Here is a 4919-nt window from a genome sequence, read left to right on the forward strand (position 1 = left end):
TATAAGTTGTCAGTGACCAGCGCGATCAACACCAGTACGAACACACTTACCCAGCCCGACGCTCATACGATCTCAACAGCGGCGGCAGGAAACCACAGGCAATGCCTGACGCAATCCAGCCTAAAGTGCCCATGACCCGCACGCGCGGATAATCACGTTCGACATCTTTGACATGCGAGAAAGCAATACTGTTAGTCAGCGCAATGGTCGGCATGTAAGTGAGCGCATACAACAGCAGCAGTGGGAAGAAACCACTGAAGTGCGTCTGCTGGGCCGCGAAATACATCAGAATGGAACCGACGATCATCAGCAGCGATAACACTTTCTGCGCCTGGAAGAAACGGTCTGCCAACGATCCAACGAGGATCGGCGACAGGATGGCGGCAATCGAAGTACAGGCATAGCACCAGGCAATCTCAACCGGCGAAAAGCCGTTTTTGCTGAGGAAAGCCCAGAGCGGCACAAACCATGCCCCCCAGATAAACCACTCGAGAAACATCATGAAGGATAATTTTGGGATTGTTGTTTTCATTAAAATAGGACTCCCCGGTGTAGGTGAGGCCAATCTAACACCACTAACAATACCTTTGTAATACCATTAGCGGATTCTTTGAGCTACTCCACAACAATTTTAACCGAGGATTAACAGTAAGGCAGGAGATGAGCGTGGAATAAGGGCGTGCAGTGCACGCCCTAAAAGTCTTAACGACGGTTTTTCCAGACGGTCTGGATATTACAGAATTCGTGAACGCCAAAACTGGAAAGTTCACGACCATAGCCGCTCTTCTTCACACCACCAATCGCCACGCGGGGATCGGAAGCACCGTTGCCATTGATGAACACGGCGCCGGTTTCCAGTTTCTCTGCCAGCTCATTGGCTATCGCTTCATTACCGCTCCACACGGTGGCGCTCAAACCAAATTCGCTGTCGTTTGCCAGTTCTAATGCATGCTGCGCATCACGTGCTACGGTAATCGCCGCCACAGGGCCAAAGATCTCCTGCTGGAAGGCGATCATGTCGGGTGTCACGTCAGCCAGGATCGTTGGGGCATAGTAGTTACCGACACCATCGATCTTGTGCCCGCCGATAACCAGGCGCGCCCCCTGTTTCAGGGTCTGCTGTACTTGCTGATCCAATTCATCACGCAGGTCATAACGCGCCATTGGACCGATATAAGTTTCTTCGCTCAGAGGATCACCGATCTTTAATGCTTGCACAGCAGCGCTAAAACGCGCCTCAAACGCTTCTGCGACACTTTCTTCAATGATGAACCGTTTGGCTGCCATGCACACCTGTCCGGTGTTCTGGTAGCGTCCTGTGACCGCAGAAGCCACTGCCGCATCCAGATCCGCATCGGCAAGGACGATAAACGGATCTGCACCACCCAGCTCCAGTACCGTTTTCTTCAATACGGCACCGGCTTGTGCTGCAATAGCACCGCCCGCCCGCACACTTCCTGTCACCGCAACAGCCGCAATACGCGGATCCTTGATTGCGGCCGAAACGCCATCGTTATCCACGTTAATCACGGTGAAGCCACCTTTTGGCAGATCGGTCGCATCAAACAGTTCTGTCATCAGATTGGCTGCACCCATTACGCTTGGCGCGTGTTTGAGCACATACGTGTTGCCTGCCAGCAACATGCTGACTGCACCGCGCAGCACCTGCCAGTAAGGAAAGTTCCACGGCATTACCGCAAGAATCACGCCTAATGGACGAAACGATTGCCAGGCTTGCTGATTTTCTACCTGCGTAGGCTTATCAGCCAGCATCGCTGGGCCCTGTTCTGCATACCAGTCACAGAGATTTGCACATTTAAGGACTTCAGCACGGGCCTGTGCAATGGGTTTACCCATCTCCAGGGTTGCCATGGTAGCGAGTTGATCCTGACGTTGGCGGATCTGTTCTGCTAACTGGCGTAACACGATGACGCGCTGAGCCATGCTGGTGGCTCGCCATTGTGCGAATGCTTTGGCGCTGCTCTGCAACGCAGCTTCGAGCTCAGCGGCATTCTGCAATGGATAGGATGCGATGATTTCGCCAGTGGTAGGGTTACGTGAAATAACGTTGTCAGTCATAAGATGCCTTCGTCATGAGTTGTAGGGGATGAATATGAGTTTCACCTTACGCTCGCTGAAGATTGATGAAAAATGAATAATAATGAGGAAGTTGTTCTCTTCTGATGAAAGAAGCGGATCTTCTTCGCTGAGAATTAATGTTTTTTCGCCATTGGTGGGATCAATCTTACTGACCTGCATATTCTGACAGTTTTTGATGTTAGAAGCTGATTCTTCATAGGGTTATGCAGTTATACAGTGAATAGATCTTAAAGAAAGATCATAGAGAGATCTAAAAGAGATCCTAAGAGATCCCCGATCGCTGTAAGCCGCATGCCACAAGGCCTGAGAAGGTGATCGCGTTCACTATAATCAGAAAAACGTTCACTACAATCAGCATAATATTCACTATAGACTGTAGAATGTTCACTATAAACAGTGTTAATGTTCACTGTAATCAGAAATCGATCCTTTTCATCCACAGAATGAAGATCTCAGGCTATGGCAGATAAAGAGAGTGAAAACAAGGCGTTACTAGAACCTTTTCTGTCGGTGACAAAAAATAGCGGTGAGGTTATCCAGCTTCATCCTAATAAAAATAACACCGTACAACCGGTCGCGTTGATGCGCCTGGGTCTGTTCGTTCCGACACTAAAGTCTACTGCGCGTGGGAAATCGGGCGCGATGGCTTCAACGGACGCCACTAAAGAGCTCAAGAACCTTTCGTTAGTTAAAGCGGAAGGCTATGAAAAGATTACCATTACTGGCGCAAGGCTGGACATGGATAATGATTTCAAAACCTGGGCTGGCATCATTCAGTCTTTTTCGCGTTATCCCTCAAAGGGCGACACAGTGACGCTGCCGTTTATTGATTTCGTGAAAATGTGCGGGATCCCATCGGCAAACTCGTCAGCGGCCTTACGTAAACGTTTAGATGCCTCTTTACGACGCATCGCAACCAATACGTTGTCCTTTGAAGGTAATGGCAAAGCGTATCATACCCACCTTGTGCAGTCGGCGTATTACGATCGTGAAAAGGATCTGGTGCGCATTCAGGCCGATCCCAAACTGTTTGAGCTGTATAACTTTGACCACAAAGTCTTGCTGCAGTTGCGTGCTATTTCACGGCTCAAACGTAAAGAATCGGCTCAGGCGTTATATACCTACCTGGAAAGCTTGCCAACCAATCCTGCACCGATATCGCTGGCGCGTCTCCGCATGCGTTTAAACTTAGGCTCTAAGACGACCACGCAAAACCACGTGGTTCGACGCGCGATGGAGCAGCTTAAGGAGATTGGTTACCTCGACTATTCAGAGGTAAAGCGTGGACGTTCTGTGTTCTTTATTATCCATAGCAGAACGCCGAAGCTGGACGGTATCAGCAATCTTGAGAGCATTGATTCCCTCGATGATATTGAGTTTGAAGACTGATTTTTCACGTTCACTGTAATCAGCATCCTTCCCTTGAGTGTGTCACTTAATCGCCAAAAGTGACACACTTCTTCTCCGCACTGTTCACTGTAATCAGCATCCCTTCATTCATTCACTGTAATCAGTAACGTTCACTGTAAACAGTATTGAGCGACACGTTAGTCTTACTTCCTCCTTCAGAGTTATCAAATTTGACGAATTATTGGGTTTAATTGTGATAGTGAGTACTTACTAGGTGGGTTTTCAACACTCGATCGCCCTCTTTTGCAGCGGGTTTGCTGATTACAGTGAACATCAGCCATAGCGTATTTGGTTGCTGATTACAGTGAATGGTGATGATGTGGTGAAAACAGATTATAGTGAATGGTTAAATGTAAGGGTTTGAATATTATATATAATATTTAATTGTTGGCATTCGTTCACTGTAATCAGCTTATTGTCTGTACAAATAAACAGTAAAAGTGACAGGGTTGGTCACCGTCACTGATTACAGTGAATTTTTCCCTTTATTGCAGATTGCAGTGAACGTTATGCCAGTGCGGTCGGGAATGGATTTAAGGCCTCAATCTTGCGCGTCACGCTGTCACTGATTACAGTGAATGCTCTGCAGCCCTTCCCTCTTCCGAAACATTTTTATACCTGATCGTTGTGGCCACAGAAGATCGCTTTACTGATTACAGTGAACGTAAATAACTTTGCCAGCGAGGAGCAATTACTGATTACAGTGAATGTTACAACCAGGGATTTGGGAGGTAGGAAAAAACGGTCTTCACCTGTTTTGCTGATTACAGTGAACGTTGGAGTTCAAAGACAAGCATTCCGTTTCTGGTTGATCCGGCAATGGGTGCATGTAATAGCCACCGGTTAAAACGGACACTTCACCAGTAAGAGCAGCTAAAATGCTCTTCTCTCTTCTCTCTTCTCTCTTCTCTCTTCTCTTTAATCGGTCATTTGCCATCGGTCATCTCCCACCGGGCATGCCTCTTCAGTTGTTCATTCTCTGGCCATTGCTTATCTTCAATATCGCCAGTAGAGCATGGTGTACCGTTCAGGACCCGCCAGTTGTAGCTTACCCGCTATCCCGCACTTGCAATGGCTCAACGCTAAGCATTTACCCGTTTTCACTCACGTACAGTCAGCCATAAGCCACCGATGATTTAGCGTTACTCACTCACTCACTCACAACAAACCCGCATTCGCGAACCACGAATCACAACTGAAAACGCAAATTGGGTTACTGATTACAGTGAATGTTGACAGTCATTTTAGCCCGTATTTACATCCCTGACTCCTGACTCCTGACTCCTGACTCCTGACTCCTGACTCCTGACTCATGACTCCTGACTCCTGACTCCGAACTCCTTACTCCTGACTCCCAACTCCCATACTGATATACCAAAACAGCCCTCCACTCAACTCCACTCACATTC

General features: G+C 48.0%; 2 protein-coding genes and 1 pseudogene. 1 reads left to right on the forward strand and 2 read right to left on the reverse strand.

The window, feature by feature from the left end:
* Positions 1 to 73 precede the first annotated feature (73 nt).
* A pseudogene (locus tag H7A81_RS25675) lies at positions 74 to 532 on the reverse strand (MFS transporter); the annotation flags it as partial.
* Positions 533 to 702: 170 nt separating this feature from the next.
* Positions 703 to 2079, reverse strand: a complete 1377-nt coding sequence (locus H7A81_RS25680; RefSeq protein WP_182059153.1) for an aldehyde dehydrogenase family protein — start codon at positions 2077 to 2079, stop codon at positions 703 to 705.
* Between the two features lie 480 nt (positions 2080 to 2559).
* Here H7A81_RS25680 and H7A81_RS25685 point away from each other — a divergent pair, with 480 nt between their 5' ends.
* Entirely contained in the window at positions 2560 to 3489 is a 930-nt protein-coding gene (locus H7A81_RS25685) for a RepB family plasmid replication initiator protein (protein WP_034822338.1), read from the forward strand.
* The last annotated feature ends 1430 nt before the right edge of the window (positions 3490 to 4919 follow it).

The sequence above is a fragment of the Pantoea sp. ME81 genome (assembly GCF_903970985.1).
GTDB classification, from domain to species: Bacteria; Pseudomonadota; Gammaproteobacteria; order Enterobacterales; family Enterobacteriaceae; genus Pantoea; species Pantoea communis.

Excerpts from the sequence above, each read along its gene's own strand:
- H7A81_RS25685 (WP_034822338.1), top strand. The coding sequence starts at position 2,560 with ATGGCAGATAAAGAGAGTGAAAACAAGGCGTTACTAGAACCTTTTCTG.
- H7A81_RS25680 (WP_182059153.1), bottom strand. The coding sequence starts at position 2,079 with ATGACTGACAACGTTATTTCACGTAACCCTACCACTGGCGAAATCATC.